The organism is Pseudomonas sp. P5_B2 (genome assembly GCF_056400445.1).
The window spans coordinates 1-614 of record NZ_JBFULH010001419.1; the positions used below are offsets into that span (position 1 = coordinate 1).

A 614-nucleotide genomic window follows, 5' to 3' on the forward strand; every position below is an offset into this window, starting at 1 on the left:
AGCAGGCCCCGTGCCAACTTTTTAAAACACTTTAAAATCAAAGACTTGATAAATTTTCGGGTTTTCCAGTCGGCCAAAGCCTGACAATTTGTTTCCGTGTTACTCGCTTTTGCCCACGTTTTCGGCGATGCGGTAACACCCGCAGACCTCACTGTGCGCTGCGTGTTGGCGCTGACGCCGAATTGAAYCAGTKGCCGAKATGTCACTGACCCAGTCTTATTTCTCGCGAAGCATTGCCTATGCTGGATTTCTGCCTACTTGGGGTAGGGCAGTCTTGCGTCGGCGCGTGGATCAATTCGGCGTCTTTCCGCACCACGGGCTTTTCAGTTCAATAGTGAAGGCAGATCTTGCCAAAGTGACTGGCTGTGATCTGGTGGGCAAAGGCCTCGGCAATCTGCTCCAGTGGATATCGGCTGTCGATGACCGGGCGCCAGCTGAAGTTTTCCAGCGCCCGCACCATGTCCTGCTGCTGCTCGCGACTGCCGACGATCAGGCCACGCAGGGTTTGCTGCTTGCGCATCAACTCCAGAGTTGGAACGCTGCCGGAAATACCGGTGAGCACGCCGATCAGCGCGATATGGCCGCCGGGTGCGCAGGCGCGTATGGATTGGGGC

1 protein-coding gene is annotated in these 614 nt (G+C 56.1%); it reads right to left on the reverse strand.

Annotated elements, in window-relative coordinates; all coding sequences use genetic code 11:
* Positions 1-328 precede the first annotated feature (328 nt).
* On the reverse strand, positions 329-614 hold a 286-nt coding region (locus tag AC1DRJ_RS31575), incomplete at its 5' end, for a zinc-binding dehydrogenase (RefSeq protein ID WP_477805554.1).